This is a genomic window from Pseudomonas sp. PSKL.D1 (genome assembly GCF_028898945.1).
GTDB lineage: Bacteria > Pseudomonadota > Gammaproteobacteria > Pseudomonadales > Pseudomonadaceae > Aquipseudomonas.
This window is the reverse complement of the sequence record NZ_CP118607.1, coordinates 3,845,623-3,864,126: the sequence shown is the minus strand read 5'-3', so window position 1 is coordinate 3,864,126 and position 18,504 is coordinate 3,845,623. Positions and strand designations below refer to the sequence as shown.

The window sequence follows — 18,504 nt, the reverse complement described above, 5'->3', positions numbered from 1 at the left end:
AATGCCTCCGCTCCTACAGGCCCGGCAACATTATGGCCTCAATGTAAACGGCAAACTGCGAGCTCACCACGATGTTGGCCAGAAGCGAAAAGCTTCCTCGAATAGGCCTGATACATAGATGCAACCGGGTTCCTATGTTCAAAAAGCAGCTAGACAGTGTGGGCGAGTCCATACATAGGAGCGGCTTTAGCCGCGAAGCAGGCGACGCGGTGCCTGGCACCGGCTGTGCCGGTGTTCGCGGCTGAAGCCGCTCCTACAGGGGGCGAGTCAAATCAGCAGTGCGTGATCAGTGCGACAGGTAAACGGTCAACGTCTGCCCCGGCTTCAGCGCGTGCCCGCTACGCGGGTTCCAGCGCTTGAGATGCTGCATTTCAACGTTGAAACGTTTGGCTACCAAATACAGCGAATCCCCTTTGCGCACTTTGTACTGGGTGGAGCGCTTGCCGGAGGCTGCCACCCGGTTGCCCGCAGCGCTCGGCGCATTGCCGCCGCGCAGGGCCAGCACCTGGCCGGCCTTTACCCGGTTGCCCGACAGCTTGTTCCAGCGCTGGATGTCCTTGACCGACACCCGGTTGGCCCTGGCGATGGTGCTTAGGTTGTCGCCGCGCTTGACCCGGTAGCTGCGCGCCGCCGCCGGTGCCTTGGCCTCGGCCACGGCGCGTTCGAACACGGCCTTGTTGGGCTGCAGGCTGACCAGTTGCTCGGGCTTGAGGTCCGTCAGCAATTGGGCCTTGGCAGTGGGCACCAGCAATTGCTGGGGGCCATCCACGGTCATGCGCTTCTTGAAGGCTGGGTTCAGCTGGATCAGCTCGTCTTCGTCGATGTTGGCGAAGGCGGCGACGCGCGACAGGTCGAGGCGCTCGTTGATGGCAACGGCTTCGAAGTACGGTTCGTTGGCAATCGGGTTGAGGTTGATGCCGTAGGCTTCGGGCGTGGACACCACCTGCGACAGGGCCAGCAGCTTGGGCACGTAGTCGCGGGTTTCCTGGGGCAGCGGCAGGTTCCAGTAGTCGGTCGGCAGGCCGAGGCGCTCGTTGCGCTCGATGGCCCGGCTGACCGTGCCTTCGCCTGCATTGTAAGCGGCCAGGGCCAGCAGCCAGTCGCCATTGAACATGTCGTGCAGGCGGCTGAGATAGTCCAGCGCGGCGTTGGTCGAGGCGGTGACGTCGCGGCGGCCATCGTAGAAGTTGGTCTGGCGCAGGTTGAAATGGCGGCCGGTGGAAGGGATGAATTGCCACATGCCGGCGGCGTGCGCGCGCGAGTAGGCCATTGGGTTGTAGGCGCTTTCGATGGCTGGCAGCAGGGCCAGCTCAAGCGGCATGTCCCGCTCTTCGAGGCGCTCGACGATGTAGTGCAGGTAGAGGCTGCCACGTTCGCCCGCGTTTTCGATGAAGCTAGGGTTGCTGGCGAACCACAGGCGCTGTTGCTCGATGCGCGGATTGACGTCGATGCTGTCCTGGAGGGCAAAGCCTTGGCGCATGCGCTCCCACACGTCCTGCGGCGCTTGCTCGGCGGGTTTGACCGCCAGCGGCGCGGGTTTGTGCTTGATCCGCGCCTGGTAGCTGTGCGCGCGAACGCTGTCGGCTTCGTCGAGCTGACGGGTGCTCTGGCAACCCACGAGGGTGGCGGCCAGGGCCAGCGCACTGACTTGGGCCAGGCGCGTCAGGGCGGCTGAATGAGCGGTTCTGCGGCTACGGGAAGACATCGGCGGGGACGGGTATCCGGGCAAAAAATTTCGGCGATTCTAGAAACCGCTCCCGGCCGGGTCAACCGTTGACAGCCCGCTGCGATATATCTTGAGGTTATCAGAAGGTGTCCTTCCAAGACCTCAAGGCAGCAAAAACAGTGACCTGCGAGTCGTTTGAATGCCCCTTCCACTCGTCTGCTTTTTGTTTAACTAATGTTTCAGCGGTGCGCAGGAAGGGGTTGGTCTGGCGCTCCAGGCCTATAGTTGATGGCAATGTGATGCGATTGTCGGCGCGCAGTCGGGTAACGTCATCGAAACGTTGCAGAATGTGCGGGTTTGATGGCTCCACGGCCTTGGCAAAACGCAGATTGCTGAGGGTGTATTCGTGGGCGCAATACACCTCGGTGGCCTCTGGCAGGGCTGCCAGGCGGGCAAGCGCCGGTTGCATCTGTTGTGGCGTGCCTTCGAACATGCGCCCGCAGCCAGCGGCAAACAGGGTATCGCCGCTGAACAGCAGCGGTGTGGCCGGTTGGTCGCTGAAATAGGCCAGGTGGCCGAGGGTGTGGCCTGGCACGGCCAGCACCTGGAAGGTTACGCCCAGTACGGTGACTTCATCGCCGTCGCCCAGCGCCAGTTCGCGGCAGGGGATGCGCTCGTTGGCCGGGCCGCACACCCGTGCATCGGTGAGCTGCTTGAGCCGCTCGACACCGCCGACGTGATCGTTATGGTGGTGGGTAATCAGGATGTCTTCCAGCACCCAGCCCGGGTGCGCGGCAAGCCAGGCCTCCACCGGGCCGGCATCACCCGGGTCGACCACCGCGCAACGGCGTTTGGCAGTATCCTGTAACAACCAGATGTAGTTGTCGGAGAAAGCGGGGAGTGCATCGATCTGTATCATGGTGCGGATCCGTATCGCCAAGCGTGGCACATGGGGGCATCTTAGCCGCGATGGCGCGGTGCGAGAACCTTCGAGGGAGAGCGCAATGACCGACCAAGCCTTTGCCCAGGCCGACCCGGAATGGGTCAAGCTGATCAGCCTGGCCCGTGAGTGGTTCAACGGCCCACTTGGCCAGCTGATGCTTAAAGAAGAAGCAAAACTGCTGGAAGAAGAGCTCGGGCGCTTCTTCGGCGGTTACCTGGTGCATTACGGCCCGGGCGCCGAGGCCCCGCCCATTGCCCCGCAGGTACAGCGCAACGTGCGCTTGGGGGCGCCGTTGCCGGGCGTGGAAATTGTGTGCGAAGAGCAGGCCTGGCCGTTGGGTGAGCACGCCGCCGACGTGGTGGTACTGCAACATGGCCTGGATTTCAGCCTGTCGCCCCACGGCCTGTTGCGCGAGGCGGCCCAGGCGGTGCGCCCGGGTGGGCACTTGCTGATTGTCGGGATCAACCCCTGGAGCAGCTGGGGCATGCGCCATTTCTTCGGCCGCGGGGCGCTGCGCAAGGCGCGCTGCATCTCGCCTTCGCGGGTGGGCGACTGGCTCAACCTGCTGGGCTTCGCGCTGGAGAAACGCCGCTTCGGGTGCTATCGTCCGCCGCTTGCCTCCCCGGCCTGGCAGCAACGCCTGGCGGGTTGGGAGCGCATGGCCGGTGGCTGGCAGGGCGCCGGGGGCGGTGTGTACCTGCTGGTGGCGCGCAAGATGGTGGTCGGCCTGCGGCCACTGCGCCCGCAACGCCGAGAGCCGATGGGCAAGCTGCTGCCGTTGCCGCTGGCCAAGGTCAACCGCACGGCGGTCGACCCTGATTCCGACAAGCATTGAACACGAGTGGTACATGAGCGAAAGCGTCGAGCTGTATACCGATGGCGCCTGCAAGGGCAACCCTGGCATTGGCGGCTGGGGCGTCCTGCTGATCTACAAGGGCGTCGAAAAGGAACTGTGGGGCGGCGAGCGCGAAACCACCAACAACCGCATGGAGCTGATGGCGGCCATCCAGGGGTTGATGGCGCTCAAGCGTGAATGCGACGTGGTGCTGACCACCGACTCGCAGTACGTGATGAAGGGCATCAACGAGTGGATGACCAACTGGAAGAAGCGCGGCTGGAAAACCGCGGCCAAGGAGCCGGTGAAAAACGCCGACCTGTGGCAGCAGCTGGACGAGCAGGTCAACCGCCACAAAGTCACCTGGAAATGGGTGCGCGGCCACATCGGCCACCCCGGCAACGAGCGCGCCGACCAGCTGGCCAACCGTGGCGTGGACGAAGTGCGCGCCCAGCGTTGAGCTGCGGTACAATGCCGGCCTTTGTAACTGATGCAACCTGGAGCGCCCCGCGTGGAGCAGCAGCACGATAAGCGGTATGTGATTCTCGATACCGAAACCACCGGCATGCCGGTCAGCGAAGGCCACCGGATCATCGAAATCGGTTGTGTCGAGGTGATTGGCCGGCGCCTGACCGGGCGGCACTTCCACGTGTACCTGCAGCCGGACCGCGAGAGTGACGAGGGCGCCATCAACGTCCACGGCATCACCGATGCGTTTCTGGTCGGCAAGCCGCGCTTTGCCGATGTGGCGGAGGAATTCTTCGAGTTCATCCAGGGCGCCACGCTGGTCATCCACAACGCGGCGTTCGACGTTGGCTTCATCAACAACGAATTCGCGCTGATCAAGCAGGGCGACCGCGCCGACATTTCCCAGCACTGCACCATCCTCGACACCCTGCTGCTGGCGCGTGCCCGCCACCCAGGGCAGCGCAACAGCCTTGACGCGTTGTGCAAACGCTACGACATCGACAACTCGGGCCGTGAACTGCACGGCGCCTTGCTCGACTCGGAATTGCTGGCCGACGTCTACCTGGCAATGACCGGTGGCCAGACCAGCCTGTCGCTGGCGGGCCATGGCGGTGACGCTGACGGGCAGGGCACTGGTGGCAGCGAAATTCGCCGCATCACTGGCCGTGCGCCGGGGCGGGTCATCATGGCCAGCGCAGAAGAGCTGGAGGCACATGCCGAGCGGCTGGCAGCGGTCGCCAAGTCGGCCGGCGGGCCTTCCATGTGGCAGGCCCTGACCGAAACCCCGGCCGGTTAACCCGCCAGTTGGTGCAGCTGCCCCAGGCGGCTGCGGGTGCGCATGAGGTCGGCGATCGAGCCGCCCAGGCTTTCATCCAGCGGGCGTTTACCGATCACGGTCAGCTGCCGGTCCTGGTCGTACAGCACGTCCACCAGGTTGACGAAGCGCTGCTGCGCCGCCAGCGAGCATTCCGACAAGTCGTCCAGCCCGACGATGACCCATTGCGAAAACCGGCCTGCCAGCACCAGGTAATCGATCACGGCGGTCGGCTGTTCGCACAGGTCGTCGAACGCGAACATCACGCTGTTTTCATCACAGGCCAAAGCCTTCAATGCGCGTTTGTTGATGTCGAGCGTGACAGGCTGGGCATCGGGCACACCTAGCGCCTGGCGCTGGGCGGCATTGCCAGGCCACACGTAATGCCCCTGGGTAAAGCGCTGGTGCTCACGGTTGGCCGGCAGGCTGCGAAAATCGGTGTCACCGCCTACCTCCAGTACGTCCATACGGCCATTGATCAGGCGGATCACGGGCAGGAAGCGTTCGTGGTACAGCGGGTTGGGCAGCAGCCCTTCGGGGGCGTAGTTGGAGGTGACCAGCAGGAAGATGCCGCGGGCGAACAAGGCATCGAACAGCCGCGTCAGCAGCATGGCGTCGCCGATGTCGTGCACATGGAATTCGTCAAAGCACAGCACCTGGCAGTGGCCCAGCAGTTCGTCCAGGGTGGCGCCCAGGGCATCATCGAGCAAGCGGTGGCGGTGCATGCCCTGATGCAGGCGGGCAAAAAAGTCGTGGAAGTGCAGGCGCTGCTTGGCCTCGACCGGCACCGCCTGAAAGAAGCCATCCAGCAGCCAGCTTTTGCCGCGGCCCACCGAGCCGTGCAGGTACAGGCTGCGTGGCTGGCCGCTTTCCAGTTTGGCCAGTTGTTCGGCCATGCTGTGAATGACCCGGCGCTGGCCCTCGCTGAGCTGGTAGCCACGGCTGCTGGCCTTGTTTTCGAACCAGGCGAGCAGTTCACTCTGCGGGGCGGGCGTGGCACGCAAGCGCTGGCCGAGCTGGCGCAGCGGGGTTGGGATCCAGGCGGACACAACTGAGCTCCTTGGGCGTGGTTGGGGCAGGGTGCAGCTTGCCCGAGGATGCCCCGTTTGACCAATACAAAAAGTGCCGTACTCCTATCAACCGCTGTGATAGGTCAGCATTTGCGTTCGAGCTGGCGCTCGATCATGTACTTGACGGTCAGCCGGCGTTCCTTGAGCAGGCGCAGGTCGTCATCCTGAAAGTTGCCCGCCGAGATCGATTCGGCGGCGAGCACCTGATTGTCTATGTCCATGTATTCATCCAGCAGGCGGTCCAGTGTTTTATCGTCCTGCCTGCGTTGCTGGACGATTTCGCGGGGGTAGTGCAGGTCTTGCTACAGGTCGTGAGAGACGGGCATGGAGTCCTCCTTGGTCAATGCAGTTCGCTTAACTGATTGGAAGGGCGCAATGCGATTGTGTTGAGGGGCGGTAGCGAAAAAGCGACGAATGGTTGTCGAGGTTGCTCACGTTTTAGCCAGCTGGCACTAACTTGCTGTTTTAAAGCATTTTTTTTGCGATTGGGGCTTCCCAAAAGAAAAATCTGTGGTAAAGTGCCGCGCATTCCAAGACAACAACCCAGTTGTCACTCAGTTGGAATTGTCAGGGCAGCATCAGCTGCATCCGATACAGGGGCGTCGCCAAGCGGTAAGGCAGCAGGTTTTGATCCTGCCATGCGTTGGTTCGAATCCAGCCGCCCCTGCCATTTTCTCAGTTCGAAAATCCGAATTATTTTCCAGTGCAGATGAATGTCAGCGCTGGGTTTCTGCATTTCTGCATTTCTGCATTTCTGTATTCCTGGTCCAGCCTATTCGCGGGTAAATCGCAGCGGCGAAGAGGCCGAAAAGGCTAACGCCCAACCCTCAGCAAATCATCCAGCACGCGCGCCAACTCTTCAGCCTGCACCGGCTTCTGCAGCACCACGCTGTTGGGTAGCTCCAACCCCTCCAGCTCGGCATACCCGGTCAGGAATACCACCGGCAACCGGGCATAGCGTTCACGCACGGCCAGTGCCAATTGCGCACCATTGAATTCGGGCATGGCAAAGTCGGTTAGCAGCAGGTCGATGCCGTCATCCAGCAACGCCAGCGCCTGTTCGCCGCTGTGCGCCTGGCGCACCTGATAGCCATACTGGCGCAGCACGTCCCCGACCATGTCGCGCACCAAGTGGTCGTCATCCACCAGCAGCACCGTGCGGTCATGGCCGCTGTCGTTGATCGGCTGCGCCACCGGCTCTGCCGCAGGCACGCTGGCCGCATGCTCCTTGACCGCCGGCAAGTACACCGCCACCTGGGTGCCATGGCCCGGCTCGGTATCGATGCGCACGCCACCGCCGGATTGCTTGGCAAAACCGAACACCTGTGCCAGCCCCAGGCCGGAACCTTTGCCGATGTCCTTGGTGGTGAAGAACGGCTCGAACACTTTGGCCAGCACTTCTTCGCTCATGCCGCAGCCGGTGTCGCGGATGCTCAGCATCACGTATTCGCCCGGCTCCGGGTCTTCCGGGCGCTGCGGGCGGGCCTTTATACGGGTGTTGCGGGTGGTCAGCGTAAGCTGGCCGCCTTCGGGCATGGCATCGCGGGCGTTGATGGCCAGGTTGAGGATGATCATTTCGGTCTGGGTGGGGTCGGTCAGCGCTTGCCAGAGGCTGTGGTCCAGGTCCAGACGTACCGATATGTTGCCGCCCAGGGTGCGGCGCAGCAGTTCTTCCAGCCCGCTCAAGGTACGGTTGAGGTTAAGCGGCACCGGCTCCAGGCGCTGACGGCGCGAGAAGGCCAGCAGCTGTGAGGTCAGTTTGGCGCCGCGCTCGCCTGCTTCGCGAATGTGGGTGAGGCGTGTGCGGGCCTTGTCCAGGTCGGCTTTGGCCAGGTCACGTTCAAGGAAGCTGGCGCCGGTGATGATCACCGTGAGCAGGTTGTTGAAGTCGTGGGCGACGCCGGCAGTAAGCTGGCCGACCGCTTCCAGGCGCTGCATCTGCTGCAGGGCGGCTTCGATGCGTTCGCGCTCGGTAATCTGCTCGCGCAGGCGGGTGTTGGCTTCGGCCAGCCCCAGGGCGGATTCGCGTTCGCTGGTGATGTCGCGGGCCACCACGTAAAGCAGCGTGTCCTCCGGCACCACCGCCCAGGACAGCCAGCGCAACTGGCCGCCGGCGTGGCGAATGCGGCCGACAAAGCGGGCGCTGGTGCGGCCGTGGGCGAGGGCGGCCAGTTCGGTCAGCAGCGATTCCTGGTCCGGCTCGGGCAGCAATTGCAGCAGCGAAGTCTGGCTCAGGCGCTCGCGCGAGAAACCAAGGCTGGCTTCCCAGGCCGGGTTGAGCGCGACCGGGGTGAGGTCTTTGTTGAGCACGGCCAGCAGGTCCTGGGACAGCTCCCAGGCGCGGTCACGTTCGCGGGTGCGGCGCTCGACCCGTTCGCCCAGCATTTCGTTAAGCTGTTTGAGGGCCAGGGTGGCCTGGCGTTGCGTGTGGATGTCCTGCAGCACGCCAGAAAACCGGGTGCAGCGGCCCTCGACGAACTGGCACTGGCCGCTGCTCAGCAGCCAGCGCGGTTCCAGGCCATCGGCTGGGGCAATGCGGAATTCGACCCGGTACAAACCGTCGCTGTGCGGGTCCATGGCATGCTCTACCGCCTCCTGCACCCGGGGCTGGTCGGGCGGGTAGATGCCGTTGTAAAACACCTCAAGGCTCATTTCGGTGTCGACCGGCAGGCCGAACAAGGTCTTGCAGCGGTCGTCCCACAGCAACAGGCCATCCTCGGGGCGGAAGTCCCAGGTGCCCATGCCGGCCGCGTCGATGGCGATGCGCGCGCGGGCCTCGACATCAGCCAGCGCTTCTTCGGCACGCCGCCTGCGCTGGCGCTCCTGCACTTCGGTCAGCGCCCGGCGCACGGCCTTGGGTAACAGTGGCAGGTTCTTTTTCAGCAAGTAGTCGGTGGCGCCCAGGCGGATCATTTCCACGGCGTGCTCTTCACCGTAGATGCCGGACAGGAAGATGAACGGCGTGTCCGGGGCCACGCGCTGGGCAATGGCCAGCACGTCGGTACCGGAGGAGCCCGGCAGCACGCAGTCGCACAGGATCAGGTCGTAGTGGTTGTCACGCAGGGCGTGTTCGGCGGCGATATGGTCGAACACCAGTTGCGATTGTACGTGGAACCCGCTGCGTTCCAGGCGCACCAGCGACAGCTCGGCGTCCATCGCGCTGTCTTCGACCATCAGCAGTTTAAGGGGTGTTGGCTGCATCGTGCGCCGGCCTCAGTTGCTGCCGCGCCGATTCAGGCGCAGCGAGCCGGGTGGCGGTTCGTTGAGCACGGCCCAGAACACCCCAAGGTCGGAAATGGCCGTGACGAATTCCTTGAATTCGACTGGCTTGACCACATAGGCGTTCACCCCTAGTTCGTAGGCGCGTAGCAGGTCTGGCTCTTCGCGCGAAGAGGTCAACATCACCGTCGGGATGCTGCGCAATTCGGGCGTGGCGCGTACTTCCTTGAGCACTTCCAGGCCGTCCACCTTGGGCAGTTTCAGGTCCAGCAGCAATACCGCCGGGTTGCCGTCGTCACGTTCGGCGTAGGCATTGCGCCGCAGCAGGTAGTCGAGCGCATCGGCACCGTCGCGCAGCACGATCACTTCGTTGGCCAGCTGGCTGCGTTCCAGGGCCAGAAGGGTCAGTTCCAGGTCGCGGGGGTTGTCTTCAACCAGCAGGATGGGCTTGAGCATGGTGTACGGGTGCCTCAGGAAGTTGCCGGGTGACGGGGAAGGGTGAAGTGAAAACTGGCGCCCTGGCCGACCTTGCCTTCAGCCCAGACCCGCCCATCGTGGCGCTCGATGATACGCCGCACGCTGGCCAGGCCGATGCCGGTGCCTTCGAAGTCTTCCATGCGGTGCAGGCGCTGGAAGACGCCGAACAGTTTGTTCACATAGGCCATGTCGAAGCCTACGCCATTATCGCGAATATAGACTTCAATTTCTTGCTTGTGCTGGCGGGCCTGAATCTCGATGTGGGCCGGTGCGCGCCCTCGGGTGTATTTGATGGCATTGGCGATCAGGTTGTGCAGCGCCATGTTGATGAACGCGGGGTCGGCAATCACCTTGGGCAGGCTGGCAACCTCCCAGACGATGTCGCGGCCTTCGTAGTCGGGCGCCAGGTCCTGGCGGATGGCCTCGACCAGCGCGTTGAGGTCGACGTCCGACAGCCGCAGCGCCGAGCGGCCCATTTGTGAAAAGTTGAGCAGGTTGTCCACCAGGCTGCCGGCAAACTGCGCCGCTTCGCCAATGTGTTGCAGAAAACGGCGGCCGCGCTCGCTCATCCCATGGCCTTCGATTTCGCCGAGCAGTTCGGTGTAGCCGGCAATGTGCCGAAGCGGCGCGCGAAGGTCGTGGGACACACTGTAGGAAAACGCTTCAAGTTCCTTGTTTGACCGGCGCAGCTCACCGGCCAGTTGCGCCAGCTCTTCGGCTTTGCGCAGCACGATGCCGAGCACTGCGCCGCGCAGTTCAAGCACGCCTTCGATGATCAGCAGGTCCCAAGGCTCACAGTAGCCGTTCACCTGCTCTTGCCAGCGCTCAAAGCTGTGCCGCGGGTTGAGTGCGCCGGTGGGGCCTACGTGTTTGTCCGGCCGCCCGGCCCACTCGACCGTGCGCACCTGCTCGGGGCGGAACCACAGCAAGTAGTGCGAGTGGATTTGCGAGATGGCCACCGCCAGCACCCCCCCGGCGTGGGCGGCCAGTTCGGGTAACTCGTCGATGTCGCGGCGCAGGTTGTCGCTGTGGAACACCGTTTCGCCCGCACGCCGGCCCAGCCAGTGCGCCAGGGCATTGACCTGGGCGGGGGGTGGTGTGTGGCCGAACAGGTCGCAGCGCTCGGCAGAAATGACGGCGGCGCCGCTGGCGCCGGCGAATGCCAGCAGTACATCGGGCAGCTCGCGCAGGCCGTCGCTGACGCTGTCATGGTCGGCCATCGAAGCGATCATGCGCACGATGTGCTGGCGCAGGTCGAGCAGCGAGCGGGTCTTGGCGTGGGCTTCGCGCGATTCGACCTGCAGCGAAAGCACACTGGCCAGCAGTTCACAGGCCGTGCGCGTGCGCAAATCCACCGGGCGGGGTTGCGCATGGTGGCACGACACCAGCCCCCACAGTTCACCGTCGACCACGATCGACAGCGACATGGACGCCAGGGTGCCCATGTTGCGCATGTAGTTCAGGTGTACCGGCGAAACGCTGCGCAAGGCGGCAAAACTCATGTCCAGTGGCTTGCCGGTGCGCGGATTGAGGCTGGGCAGCAGCGGCGAGGCCTGGTAATGGGCATCTTCGATTACCCGGATGCGGTTGACCCGGTAGAGTTCGCGGGCCTGGCGGGGGATATCCGAGGCCGGAAAGCACAGGCCAAGGTAGCGTGGGTAGCCTTCGTCTGCGGCTTCGGCGAGCACTTCGCCATTGCCTTCGGCATCAAAACGATACGCCTTGACCCGGCCAAAGCCCGTTATGCGCTTGATTTGCACCACCGTCTGCTGCAGCAGTTCTTCGATGCTGCCGGCCTTGTGCAGGGTGCTGACGAAACTGCGTACCAGCGGGTAATAGTCGCCCTGGCCAGCCAGGTCGGTGGGCTGGCGCAAGGGTTCGAATTCGGCGATCAGCACCTGGTCGTGGCGGTGGGCCAACAGCCGCAGCGGTTGGGTGAACGGCGCCTCTTCGCGCAGGCGCAGGTCGCCGATATGGAACGGGAACGCTTCGTCAGCCGGCAGCTGTTCCAGCCGGCTGCGCAAGTCGAACTGGCCACTGATGACGTCGGCAAAGCCACAGCCGAGCAACTCCCGGGCCGGTACCCCGAGCCAGCGTTCAGCATTTTCACTGGCCTGAAGGATGCGCAGGTCGTGTTCGTCCAGCACCAGCAGAAAACCATGCGGCTGGATGCTGCCCGGCACCTGGATCGGCTCCTGGGCGCAGCGTTCGACGGCCTCGGCGAGTGCATTGTCTGCGGTCATCAATGATAACGCTCCTGTCGTGTCCTTACTGGCTTGCGGTGCAGGCAGTGCGGCCGCCAGGCACCGTAACAGAATGTGGGCCGTTTTGCCGGCCTATGGCCATTTGAGGCACTTGCGTTGCGAGGGTTCGCTGCCGCGTTTAAATCTTTGGGGTTATCACTAAAGTGTGGCCTGTTGCCATCACGCCTTGCTGGCTGACTGCTACGCTCAAATGAGCATAGAGGAACAAGGAACGTGAAGTGACGGAACGCCTTCTGGCCGGGCTGTTGGGCCTGATGTTGAGCGGCAGTGCCGTAGCCTCGGACTTCCTGGTGGAGGTTCGGTTCCAGGTGCAGCGTGGCTGCATGCTGGTCAACCAGCAGCGTGATGCAGGTGCTCAGGCTCTGGGTCAAATCGACCTGGGTGATGCCGCGCGCCTGGATGGCCCGGGCGCTCCGCTCAGTGGCGTTCTGATCAGCCAGCGGCCACCCCGGCTGGAATGCAACCCCGACACGCCCTATCAAGTGCGGATCGATGGTGGCCAGCATGGCGGCGCAGGTGAGTTGCGCTTTTTGGCCAGCGAGGACGCCAAGGCGCGCCCCATTCCCTACCGGCTTTACCGCGATGCCGCTTGGCGTGAGCCGGTGGCGGTGGGTGAGCCCCATGCGGCGCGTGTGCCGGACAGCGGTTCGGTGGAGCTGCCGCTGTATGCCCGCATCGACAAACTGGCGTGGGTGCCCCGTGCCGGGCAGTACGCCGACCTGCTCAAAGTCACGGTCACCTGGTAGGGAGGGCGACATGCACAAGGACGTCTGGCCATGAAGCGCACATCGATCCTGCTGCTCACCCTCGGCCCATTGCTGGTTCCCGGCGGTGTCGCCCATGGCACCACCACCGGTTTCATCCAGGCACGGCTGGTGATCAGCACTGCCTGCCAGATTAGCAGCGGTGACCAGCCTCCCGCCACGCTGGGCAACCCAGGATTGATGGACTTCGGTGAGCGCGGCCCGAACTGGGACCAGGCGCTGCGCACCCGCGTTGACCAGGCGGGTGGCGAGGGCAGTTTGCAGATCAGCTGCACCCCCGAAGTCAGGGCCTTCAACGTGCGCATCAATGCTGGCCTCAATGGCAACGACGGCGTGCGCCGGTTGAGCAATGGCCGTGAAATGATCCCCTACCAACTGGCGGTGGACCCTGGCGGCAACAGCCGCTACGGCATCGGCCAGGCGCGTGCTTTTACCATCAGCAGCACCGATCAGGTGCCGATCCCTATTTACGGTGTAGTGGTGGCGCAGCCGCGCGCGCTGCCTGCCGGGCTTTACCGCGACACCCTCAGAGTGACCCTGGACTGGTAACCCCGCAAGGAGACTACGATGCGAACGACCCTCAGCCACTGCATCCTCGCCGGCCTCGGGCTGGCCTTGGCCGCCCAGGCCCAGGCCGCCACCGTGACCGGCACCATCAGCTCGACCCTCACGCTGACTGCAGCCTGCCAGGTCAATGGCAGCACCGGCAGTACAGGCTTGAATTTCGGCGCGCTGAACTTCGGTACCCAGGAAGCCTTGTTCACCACCGCCAATGGCCAGGTGCTGGGTGGCGGCGGCGGGGCCATGAGCATTCTTTGCTCGGCAGGCACGGTGCCAGCGATCCGCGTGCGTGCGGGTTCCCATGACGGCCAGTCCGCCGGCGGTACACGGGCATTGGCTGATGGTAGCGGCAACTTCGTGCCTTACGACTTCTACACGGATGCCGGGCACACCCAGCTGCTGGCCATCGACGGCACCATTACCCTGCCGACCAGCACTGGCGTTGCGCAAACCGTCAACCTGTATGGCCAGGCACGCGGCAAGGCGGGGCTGCCGGCAGGCACGTACACCGACACGGTGGCCGTCGAGCTGTCGTTCTGAGCCGGCGCCATGCGCAACTGGGTCGGCGGTTGCCTGGCGGGCCTCGGTGCCGTGCTGGCCGCGCCGTTGCATGCGGCAACCAGCAGCACCTTCCAGGTGTCGGCGCAGATCGTTGCCGGTTGCCTGGTGGTCGGCGGGGTCACCAGCTACGGCACGCTCGACTACGGCACCCAGTCGGCCTTGGCCACTGGCGCGCTCAGCACGTCACTGGGGGGCAGCACGGTGACCTTCCAGTGCACCCCCGGCGTGGCGGTGAGCATGAGCCTGGACGGCGGCCAGAACAGCGCCAGCGGCACGCGTTACCTCAAGCGCAGCGGAGGCACCCAGCTGCTGGCCTATCAGCTCTACCGGGACGCGGCCTACACCCAGGCGTTGGTTATCGGCCAGAGCGTGGCGGTCAGCTACAGCGACCCCACGGCGATCAAGTTGCCGGTGTATGGCCGGGCGACGCTGACCGGCCTGGTGCCTGCCGGGACCTACACCGACGTGGTGCAAGTGACGGTGGCCTGGTAACGGCGTCGCCAACAAGAACAATCAAGCAAGGAGAGCGGGATGGTGGCAGGCGCGAAGTGGGCGCAAGGTGTGATCGGGCTGTTGCTGCTGGCGAGCCTGCCGGCAGGCGCGGCCACGTCGGTGCTGATCTGGCCGATCGACCCGGTGCTGGAGGCTGACCAGAAAGCCGGCGCACTGTGGCTGGAAAACCGTGGTTCGGCCCCCGCCAGCCTGCAGGTGCGGGTGTTTGCCTGGCGCCAGGGGGATTATCAGGAACAGTTCCAGGCCCAGCGCGACATCATCGGCAGCCCGCCGGTGGCCAACATCGCGCCCGGCCAGAAGCAGCTCATCCGCCTGACGCGCACGGGCAGTTCGCCCGCCGGCCAGGAGCAGGCTTACCGCATCATCATCGATGAAATCCCGTCGCCACTGCCCGCCGATACCAACACCCAAGGCACCTCGGCAGCCATTCGCCTGCAGATGCGGTATTCGGTACCGCTGTTCGTCTATGGCGAGGGGTTGTGGGGTAAACCGGACCCGGACGGCAACCGCAGCGCCGGTGGCGTTGGCAAACCGCAATTAAGCTGGCGCCCGGTGACGGTGCAGGGCAAACCCTATGTAGAACTGCGCAACACCGGCCCGGTGCACGCGCGCCTGACCGACGTGGTGGTGCAGGGCAAGCCGCTTGCCGAGGGCCTGCTGGGTTACGTGCTGCCCGGTGCCACCATGCGCTGGCCAGCACCGGCCGCATCCGGCGCTGGCAGCGTGCTGAAAGGGCGGGTGAATGGCCAGGAAGTGGCCGAGGCCATCCGGCAAGGCCAATGAGCCCGCCAATGAATGTCGGTCTGGGGCCAGGGAGGACCCGGCAATGGTTGGAAACCGTGTGTGAAACCGCTGTTGCGGGCAGTGCGCCGCTGGTGCCTGGGGCTGGTCGTGCTCGGCGCCGGCCTGGCGGTGGCCGACGACCTGCCGCCACCGCCCACCGAAGCGGCCGCCATCGCCGACGCCACGCTGTACCTCGACTTGCTGGTGAACCAGGTGCCCCGCGCTGAACTGGTGCCGGTGCAGCAGCGCGCCGGGCAGTTGTACCTGGACAGCGAGGTGCTGCGCGCCGCCGGCGTTGCGCTGCCCGGCAACCCGCAAGGTGAACTGGCGCTTGAGGCCGTGCCTGGCCTGCACACCGATTACGACAGCCAGAACCAGCGCCTGCTGCTGCAGGTGCCGCCCGCCTGGCTGCCGGATCAGCAAGTCGGCGATCGCAGCCTGTACCCGGCCAGTGAAGCGCGCAGCAGTTTTGGGGCGTTGTTCAACTATGACCTGTACCTGAATGACACTGACGACGGCGGCACCTACCTTGCCGCCTGGAACGAGCTGCGCCTGTTCGACAGCTGGGGCACCTTCGCCACTACCGGGCAGTGGCGCCAATCCTTTAACGGCGCCCAGGCCGATACCACGCGGCAGGGCTTTTTACGCTACGACACCACCTGGCGCTTCACCGATGAACAGCGCCTGCTGACTTACGAGGCAGGGGATTTCGTCACGGGCGCCTTGCCCTGGACCAGCTCGGTGCGCGTTGGTGGGCTGCAGTTGGCCCGCGACTTCGCCGCCCGGCCAGACTTGGTCACCTATCCGCTGCCGGCCTTTGCAGGTGAAGCGGCAGTACCCACGTCACTGGACCTGTTCATCAACGGCTACAAGTCCAGCACCACCGAGTTGCAGCCCGGCCCTTACACGCTGACCAATGTGCCGTTCATCAACGGTGCCGGTGAGGCCGTGGTGGTGACCACCGATGCCTTGGGCCGCCAGGTGTCCACCACCTTGCCGTTCTACGTGACCAGCAGCCTGCTGCAAAAAGGCCTGTCGGACTTTTCGTTGGCTGCAGGCAGCTTGCGCCGCGATTATGCCTTGAAGGATTTCAGCTACGGCCCGGGCGTTGCCTCGGCCAGCCTGCGCCACGGCATCAGCGACAGTTTTACCCTGGAAACCCATGCCGAAACGGCGGAGTCTTTGGTGCTTGGCGGGTTGGGCGGCAACATGCGGCTGGGCAACTTTGGTGTGCTTAACGCCGCCGTTGCGCAGAGCCAGTTCGAGGGCGAGAAAGGCCATCAGGTCGCCCTTGGCTACCAGTACAACAGCCAACGCTTTGGCTTCAACTATCAGCGCCTGCAGCGCCATGGCGAATACGCCGACCTGAGCCGCGTCGATACCCCCGACATGCAACTGAGCCAGCGCAGCGAGCAAGTGACGTTGAGCGTCAACCTCGACCGCTACGGCAGCCTGGGCGCGGGCTACTTCGATGTGCGCGCCGGTGACGGCACCCGCACCCGGCTGGTCAACCTGAGCTGGAGCAGGCCACTGTGGGGCAACAGCAGCGTCTACCTGTCGGCCAACCGTGAAATCGGCGACAGCCAGTGGGCGGTGCAGGCGCAACTGGTGATCCCGTTCGACCTGAACGGCACTCTGGCATTGGGCACCGAGCGCAGCAAGGAAGGCGAAAACCTGCAGCGGGTCAACTACAGCCGCGCAGTGCCGGTGGGTGGCGGGGTGGGTTACAACCTGGGCTACGCCAGCGGCAGTGACCGCGACGCCTACCGCCAGGCCGACGTCACCTGGCGCCTGCAGTCGGTGCAGCTGCAGGCAGGCGTGTATGGCAGCAGCGGCGAAATGACCCGCTGGGCCGACGCCAGCGGCTCACTGGTGTGGATGGATGCCGGCCTGTTTGCCGCCAACCGTATTGACGATGCGTTCGTGGTGGTGAGCACCGACGGCTATGCCGATGTGCCCGTGCGCTATGAGAATCAGGAAATCGGGCGTACCGACAAGAACGGCCACCTGCTGGTGCCCTACAGCAGCGGGTATTACCGCGGGAAGTACGAAATCGACCCCATGGACCTGCCGCCCGACGTGTTGGCGCCGGAGGTGGAGCAGCGGGTGGCGGTGCGCCGCGGCAGCGGCTACTTGCTTCAGTTTCCGCTCAAGCGGGTACTGGCCGCGAGCATCGAGCTGGTCGATGGTAACCAGCAGCCTTTGACGCTCGGCAGCAAAGTGATTCATGAGCAAAGTGGCGGGCAGGCCGTGGTGGGGTGGGACGGGTTGGTGTACCTCGAGAACCTAGCGCCGCGTAATCGCCTGCTGGTAACGCTGGAAGGGGGAGGGCAGTGCCAGGTTGAGTTTGACTTGCCGCCTGCCGATGGCGCGATTCCCTTCATCGGCCCGTTGGTGTGCCGATGAGAGTGTGGGCCTGGGCATTGCTGGCCTTGGGCATGCCCGGCCCGGTAATGGCGGCGTGCTCGGTGGTGGCAACATCGCCGGCGGCCTTCGGGACTGTGAACTCGACGCTGGTGCGCACCACGATTCAGAGCGCTTCAACCACCAATGCCGGGCTGCAATGCACGGGGTCTTTGCTGTCGTTGCTGGTAAGCACCGACCATGTGTATGCCACCATCACCTCCAGCACCAGCGGGTTGGTGGGGCCGACGGGGGACGTGATCCCTTACACGATCTACGGCAACAACAGCACCAGTTACCCCATCACCCGCGGCACCCAGTTCGACTTCGCCCGCAACGGCATCATCGATGCCTTGGGCCTGCTCAGTGGAACCACGCCCAAAACCGTGCCGCTGTACTTGAAGACCGTGGTGGGCGCCAATGTGGCGGCGGGCGTGTACACCGAGACCTTGAACATTGCCTGGGCCTGGAATTATTGCTCGGGCATTGGTGTTGGCAGCATTTGCCTGGGCCGGGATATCGGCAGCGGCAGCCAGACAATTACGGTGACTTTGACGGTCAGCAACGACTGCCAGATCACCACACCCAGCATCAACTTCGGCAGCGCGCCGGTGGTGGCCGGGTTCGGTACGGTAAGCCAGAGTGTGAGCCTGTCGTGCACCAAGGGGAGCAGCTACACGGTGGGGCTGGATGACGGGCAGAACGTGTCGGGTGGGCGGCGGCGGATGAAGTCCAGTGCCAACAATTACCTGGCCTATGACATTTTCAAGAGCGCTGGCGCCGTGCGCTGGGGTTCGCTGACCACGGCCCGGCGCTCGAGCAGCGATGCCGATGTAAACCCCGGAGCAGGCACCGGAACCGGGAGCCAGGTGTTCAACTACAACGCCAAGGTGTACACCGACCAGGCCACACCGCCGGCGGCGAGTTACACCGACAGCGTGATACTGGATGTGCAGTTTTGATGATCTGTAGGAGCAACTGTCTTGTATAAAACCTAAAAGCTGACGCGATTACTGTGGGAGCGGCCTTGTGTCGCGAATGGGGGGCGTAGCGCCCCCATCAATTGCAGCTTCGCAGCCGATATTGCCGGGGCCGCTACGCAGCCTTTTCGCGACACAAGGCCGCTCCCACAAAAGGCCGCTCCTACAGGCAGCTGTGAAATC

General features: G+C 64.2%; 17 protein-coding genes and 1 tRNA gene. 11 read left to right on the top strand and 7 right to left on the bottom strand.

Annotated elements, in window-relative coordinates:
• Positions 1-286: 286 nt before the first annotated feature.
• Positions 287-1,705 carry a lytic transglycosylase domain-containing protein gene (locus tag PVV54_RS17160; protein WP_274906408.1) on the bottom strand — a complete coding sequence of 473 codons (1,419 nt, stop codon included), beginning with the start codon at positions 1,703-1,705 and terminating at the stop codon, positions 287-289.
• Positions 1,706-1,805: 100 nt separating this feature from the next.
• Positions 1,806-2,585: a hydroxyacylglutathione hydrolase gene (gloB, locus tag PVV54_RS17155; protein ID WP_274906407.1), complete on the bottom strand. Its 780-nt coding sequence runs from the start codon at positions 2,583-2,585 to the stop codon at positions 1,806-1,808.
• A gap of 85 nt (positions 2,586-2,670) precedes the next feature.
• Here gloB and PVV54_RS17150 point away from each other — a divergent pair, with 85 nt between their 5' ends.
• The 3 genes from PVV54_RS17150 to dnaQ are packed head-to-tail and all read left to right on the top strand — an operon-like array spanning position 2,671 to position 4,708.
• Positions 2,671-3,444, top strand: coding sequence for a methyltransferase domain-containing protein (locus PVV54_RS17150; protein WP_274906406.1), 774 nt, complete (start codon positions 2,671-2,673; stop codon positions 3,442-3,444).
• Positions 3,445-3,457: 13 nt separating this feature from the next.
• Positions 3,458-3,904: a ribonuclease HI gene (rnhA, locus tag PVV54_RS17145; RefSeq protein ID WP_274906405.1), complete on the top strand. Its 447-nt coding sequence runs from the start codon at positions 3,458-3,460 to the stop codon at positions 3,902-3,904.
• 51 nt (positions 3,905-3,955) lie between these two features.
• On the top strand, positions 3,956-4,708 hold the full coding sequence (gene dnaQ, locus PVV54_RS17140; protein ID WP_274906404.1) for a DNA polymerase III subunit epsilon: 753 nt from the start codon (positions 3,956-3,958) through the stop codon (positions 4,706-4,708).
• On the opposite strand, the gene zapE is transcribed toward dnaQ, so the two are convergent.
• Together zapE and PVV54_RS17130 are read right to left on the bottom strand one after the other, a co-directional pair.
• Positions 4,705-5,775, bottom strand: coding sequence for a cell division protein ZapE (zapE, locus tag PVV54_RS17135; RefSeq protein ID WP_274906403.1), 1,071 nt, complete (start codon positions 5,773-5,775; stop codon positions 4,705-4,707). The two genes, dnaQ and zapE, sit on opposite strands and share 4 nt — an antisense overlap.
• Positions 5,776-5,879: 104 nt before the next feature.
• Positions 5,880-6,092: a hypothetical protein gene (locus PVV54_RS17130; RefSeq protein WP_274910453.1), complete on the bottom strand. Its 213-nt coding sequence runs from the start codon at positions 6,090-6,092 to the stop codon at positions 5,880-5,882.
• 299 nt (positions 6,093-6,391) lie between these two features.
• On the opposite strand from PVV54_RS17130, the gene PVV54_RS17125 reads away from it, so the two are divergent.
• A tRNA-Gln gene (locus PVV54_RS17125) sits at positions 6,392-6,466 on the top strand.
• Positions 6,467-6,609: 143 nt separating this feature from the next.
• On the opposite strand, the gene PVV54_RS17120 is transcribed toward PVV54_RS17125, so the two are convergent.
• From PVV54_RS17120 to PVV54_RS17110, 3 genes are read right to left on the bottom strand one after another with little or no spacing between them, the layout of a single operon-like run.
• Positions 6,610-8,997 (bottom strand): hybrid sensor histidine kinase/response regulator, encoded by a 2,388-nt coding sequence (locus PVV54_RS17120; RefSeq protein WP_274906402.1) that lies wholly within the window; start codon positions 8,995-8,997, stop codon positions 6,610-6,612.
• A gap of 12 nt (positions 8,998-9,009) precedes the next feature.
• On the bottom strand, positions 9,010-9,471 hold the full coding sequence (locus PVV54_RS17115) for a response regulator (RefSeq protein WP_274906401.1): 462 nt from the start codon (positions 9,469-9,471) through the stop codon (positions 9,010-9,012).
• 14 nt (positions 9,472-9,485) lie between these two features.
• Positions 9,486-11,735 (bottom strand): ATP-binding protein, encoded by a 2,250-nt coding sequence (locus tag PVV54_RS17110; protein ID WP_274906400.1) that lies wholly within the window; start codon positions 11,733-11,735, stop codon positions 9,486-9,488.
• Positions 11,736-11,974: 239 nt separating this feature from the next.
• On the opposite strand from PVV54_RS17110, the gene PVV54_RS17105 reads away from it, so the two are divergent.
• Genes PVV54_RS17105 through PVV54_RS17075 form a run of 7 tightly spaced genes read left to right on the top strand, consistent with a single transcriptional unit; the run spans position 11,975 to position 18,303 of the window.
• The gene (locus tag PVV54_RS17105; protein ID WP_274906399.1) at positions 11,975-12,502 is read left to right on the top strand and encodes a Csu type fimbrial protein; all 528 of its coding nucleotides are present in this window, start codon (positions 11,975-11,977) and stop codon (positions 12,500-12,502) included.
• A gap of 30 nt (positions 12,503-12,532) precedes the next feature.
• On the top strand, positions 12,533-13,069 hold the full coding sequence (locus PVV54_RS17100; RefSeq protein WP_274906398.1) for a Csu type fimbrial protein: 537 nt from the start codon (positions 12,533-12,535) through the stop codon (positions 13,067-13,069).
• 18 nt (positions 13,070-13,087) lie between these two features.
• Positions 13,088-13,621: a Csu type fimbrial protein gene (locus tag PVV54_RS17095; protein WP_274906397.1), complete on the top strand. Its 534-nt coding sequence runs from the start codon at positions 13,088-13,090 to the stop codon at positions 13,619-13,621.
• Between the two features lie 9 nt (positions 13,622-13,630).
• Positions 13,631-14,134: a Csu type fimbrial protein gene (locus PVV54_RS17090; protein WP_274906396.1), complete on the top strand. Its 504-nt coding sequence runs from the start codon at positions 13,631-13,633 to the stop codon at positions 14,132-14,134.
• A 39-nt stretch (positions 14,135-14,173) separates the two neighbouring features.
• Positions 14,174-14,938, top strand: a complete 765-nt coding sequence (locus PVV54_RS17085) for a fimbrial biogenesis chaperone (RefSeq protein ID WP_274906395.1) — start codon at positions 14,174-14,176, stop codon at positions 14,936-14,938.
• Between the two features lie 12 nt (positions 14,939-14,950).
• Positions 14,951-17,344: a fimbria/pilus outer membrane usher protein gene (locus PVV54_RS17080; protein WP_274906394.1), complete on the top strand. Its 2,394-nt coding sequence runs from the start codon at positions 14,951-14,953 to the stop codon at positions 17,342-17,344.
• Positions 17,341-18,303, top strand: coding sequence for a Csu type fimbrial protein (locus tag PVV54_RS17075; protein WP_274906393.1), 963 nt, complete (start codon positions 17,341-17,343; stop codon positions 18,301-18,303). The genes PVV54_RS17080 and PVV54_RS17075 overlap by 4 nt, the downstream gene beginning before the upstream one ends.
• The last annotated feature ends 201 nt before the right edge of the window (positions 18,304-18,504 follow it).

What these genes read in the sequence shown, in the direction of transcription:
- PVV54_RS17160 (WP_274906408.1), bottom strand. Translation starts at nt 1,705, where the DNA reads ATGTCTTCCCGTAGCCGCAGAACCGCTCATTCAGCCGCCCTGACGCGC.
- gloB (WP_274906407.1), bottom strand. Translation starts at nt 2,585, where the DNA reads ATGATACAGATCGATGCACTCCCCGCTTTCTCCGACAACTACATCTGG.
- PVV54_RS17150 (WP_274906406.1), top strand. Translation starts at nt 2,671, where the DNA reads ATGACCGACCAAGCCTTTGCCCAGGCCGACCCGGAATGGGTCAAGCTG.
- rnhA (WP_274906405.1), top strand. Translation starts at nt 3,458, where the DNA reads ATGAGCGAAAGCGTCGAGCTGTATACCGATGGCGCCTGCAAGGGCAAC.
- PVV54_RS17120 (WP_274906402.1), bottom strand. Translation starts at nt 8,997, where the DNA reads ATGCAGCCAACACCCCTTAAACTGCTGATGGTCGAAGACAGCGCGATG.
- PVV54_RS17115 (WP_274906401.1), bottom strand. Translation starts at nt 9,471, where the DNA reads ATGCTCAAGCCCATCCTGCTGGTTGAAGACAACCCCCGCGACCTGGAA.
- PVV54_RS17110 (WP_274906400.1), bottom strand. Translation starts at nt 11,735, where the DNA reads ATGACCGCAGACAATGCACTCGCCGAGGCCGTCGAACGCTGCGCCCAG.
- PVV54_RS17100 (WP_274906398.1), top strand. Translation starts at nt 12,533, where the DNA reads ATGAAGCGCACATCGATCCTGCTGCTCACCCTCGGCCCATTGCTGGTT.
- PVV54_RS17095 (WP_274906397.1), top strand. Translation starts at nt 13,088, where the DNA reads ATGCGAACGACCCTCAGCCACTGCATCCTCGCCGGCCTCGGGCTGGCC.
- PVV54_RS17090 (WP_274906396.1), top strand. Translation starts at nt 13,631, where the DNA reads ATGCGCAACTGGGTCGGCGGTTGCCTGGCGGGCCTCGGTGCCGTGCTG.
- PVV54_RS17085 (WP_274906395.1), top strand. Translation starts at nt 14,174, where the DNA reads ATGGTGGCAGGCGCGAAGTGGGCGCAAGGTGTGATCGGGCTGTTGCTG.
- PVV54_RS17080 (WP_274906394.1), top strand. Translation starts at nt 14,951, where the DNA reads ATGTCGGTCTGGGGCCAGGGAGGACCCGGCAATGGTTGGAAACCGTGT.
- PVV54_RS17075 (WP_274906393.1), top strand. Translation starts at nt 17,341, where the DNA reads ATGAGAGTGTGGGCCTGGGCATTGCTGGCCTTGGGCATGCCCGGCCCG.